Source organism: Cupriavidus sp. 10L43_2, from assembly GCF_056395265.1.
This window is the reverse complement of sequence record NZ_JBFTJE010000037.1, coordinates 1-2,297: the sequence shown is the minus strand read 5'-3', so window position 1 is coordinate 2,297 and position 2,297 is coordinate 1. Positions and strand designations below refer to the sequence as shown.

The 2,297-nt window shown below is 60.6% G+C and carries 4 protein-coding genes; all 4 read right to left on the bottom strand.

Annotated elements, in window-relative coordinates; translation table 11 throughout:
- Positions 1-98: 98 nt before the first annotated feature.
- Complete coding sequence (locus tag AC1DEL_RS27420; RefSeq protein ID WP_477126483.1) at positions 99-539, bottom strand: DUF3304 domain-containing protein; 441 nt, start codon at positions 537-539, stop codon at positions 99-101.
- 22 nt (positions 540-561) lie between these two features.
- Positions 562-1,014 (bottom strand): DUF3304 domain-containing protein, encoded by a 453-nt coding sequence (locus AC1DEL_RS27415; RefSeq protein WP_477126482.1) that lies wholly within the window; start codon positions 1,012-1,014, stop codon positions 562-564.
- Positions 1,011-1,877 (bottom strand): DUF4123 domain-containing protein, encoded by an 867-nt coding sequence (locus AC1DEL_RS27410; protein WP_477126481.1) that lies wholly within the window; start codon positions 1,875-1,877, stop codon positions 1,011-1,013. The genes AC1DEL_RS27415 and AC1DEL_RS27410 overlap by 4 nt, the downstream gene beginning before the upstream one ends.
- Positions 1,878-1,889: 12 nt before the next feature.
- The coding region (locus AC1DEL_RS27405; protein ID WP_477126480.1) for a DUF2345 domain-containing protein at positions 1,890-2,297 on the bottom strand (408 nt) is incomplete at its 5' end.

The following is a 2,297-nucleotide window of genomic DNA, read 5'->3' as shown; positions in this document are numbered from 1 at the left end:
TGCCCACGCCCGTGGGCGCGTTGCTTTGAATCGATTCGTGCCGCCTGAAGCTGGTGGTGCAGCGCTGTAAGGCATGGTTCTTTCTCCAATCGATGTCGTTACAGCCGAGCTTCATCGCCCTTCAAGGGATAGTCAGGATGGTGAAGATTCATCATCGTCACGAACACCTTGACATTGCCGTCGCGCAGAAAATGCACGGCAAACCGTCCCAGTTCGTCTGGCCGATAGGGAGGCACGGAGACGAATCGGACCTGTGGCACATCGTCAATGCGATTGACCCATCTGACCTTTACCGTCATACCAGGCTCGTGGACCAATGGCACCATGACGCAACACGTACGTTTCCCACCGCCCGCGTGCGGCCAGATATTCGGTCCGCCATGACCGTTGACCTCAAACGCGTAGATCCCCACGTCCGTGTGGTTGTAGCCAACCATTGACACCGCGATGGGCTTGTCGCCGCAACCGGACATGGCCAGTGACAATGCCGCTAGCAGGCCGGCTAACCACGCCCGTGGGCGCGCTACTGTGTAAGGCATGACTCTCCTCTTGGAACTGTGGTTACTTGCGCGCCTCGTCCCCTTTCAGGGGATACGCCGGATGACCAAGCAGCGTCATGGTCACGAACACCTTGATACTGCCGTCTCGAAGAAAATGGAGAGTCAGAAGCCCCACGTCTTCAGGGCGGTAGGGGGGCACAGGGACAATCCGCTCCTGCGGAACATCGTCGATGCGATGGACCCACCTGACCTTCGCCGTCATGCCAGGCTTGTAGACCCGTGGCACCGTGACGCAGCACGTAAAACTGCCACCGCCTTCGTGCGGCCAGATATTCGGGCCACCATGACCATTGACCTCGAACGCGTAGATGCCTACATCGGTGTGGTTGTAGCCAACCATTGACACGGAGATTGGCTCTTCGCCACATCCGGACATTGCCAGCGACAGTGCCGCAAGCATGGCCAGCCTGACGCCATGCCTCAGGCTCGCCGCCGATGCCAGACGATGGTTCATCGGGCATCCTCCTGCTCGTCAGGCGCTTCCCATAAAGGCGTGCCGGCGGCGGCGACCTCACCCCCAAGTCCGCCTGCCCACTTCGCAAACGTATCGCTGTGCGCATTCGCCGGCATCGACAACCGTTGCGTGGCTTGCGGATGATCGACAAAACGCCCTGACGTCTGGAAGGCCAATATCAGGTACTCCACCAAATCTTCCACGTCGGACAACCCATGCTGGCGCGCGGCACGCAAATGCGCTTCGATAAATGGATGAACTACGCGGTATGGCACGTGCCGCAGCTTTGGCATGATTGCCTGCAGGCCGCCGATCATGCCGTCCGCTTCGGTGGCAGCCTCCAGGGCGGCGATTTGCTTTTCGTCGAGGTGGACGGGCAGGGAAAACGCCCCGTCATGGTGAGCGTCGTCGGCAGGCAGCGTGGCCTGCTGGCACTTACCGAAACGGTCGAAGTAGCGCCATTCCGTGATGCCGCGCGTGAAGAATCCGCGTTGATCGTCGTCAAGGAGCGCGAGCCATGTCGGAAAGATGCGGCCGTCGTACCAGCGGATGATCATTTCGCGATTGTTCGGCACCTTGACCTGATGAAACTGCCGTAGATGCCCGGCGAGGTCGGTCAGCGGACGCGAGGCTGCGATGATGCTGACGCACGGTTTCAGCTCACCGAGGCGCATCGCATCGGCAAGGACGTTCCGGCCAGTCTGATCGTCATGGCTCAGGTCGATCAGCAACGGGGCGATGTCCAGCAGCGATGCCTCGGGATAGCCTTCGAACAGCGACTGGTATGCGACGCCACAACGGTCCAGCCGAAGGTGGAAGCGCATTTGATGGCTTGAGTCGATCAGGGCGAACCGGTAGTCCATATGGGAGTGCCTCTATTTGATGTAGATGCCGAACTGGCCGCTGCGCATGGCGTCGATCAGGCAGCTCTTGCAAGCCGTGCGGGGCAATTGCTGCGGCGGCATCAACTTGGCCCCCGGCGCGTGCTTGTCCCACGATGCGCACTTCTCGGCGATGTCGCCCAGCGTGACGTTCTCGATCCGCTCGCCAGTGATGCGGATGTAGGAACCTCCGGCACCGATCCAGACCTCCTTGTCAGCGGTAAGAACAACCTTCCCGTCCGTACTGCTGATCGTGACGTCCTTAAGCGCCGCCAACTGCAACTCATCGCCCTGCGCCTGAATCTCGACCTTCCCGCCCGCCGCGAACAGTTTCATGCCGAGTTTCTGCGCGAACAGGGACACGGCGTCGCCGGCGGCAACGGTGAAGCGCTTGACCGCGCT

Excerpts from the sequence above, each read along its gene's own strand:
- AC1DEL_RS27420 (WP_477126483.1), bottom strand. The coding sequence starts at position 539 with ATGCCTTACACAGTAGCGCGCCCACGGGCGTGGTTAGCCGGCCTGCTA.
- AC1DEL_RS27415 (WP_477126482.1), bottom strand. The coding sequence starts at position 1,014 with ATGAACCATCGTCTGGCATCGGCGGCGAGCCTGAGGCATGGCGTCAGG.
- AC1DEL_RS27410 (WP_477126481.1), bottom strand. The coding sequence starts at position 1,877 with ATGGACTACCGGTTCGCCCTGATCGACTCAAGCCATCAAATGCGCTTC.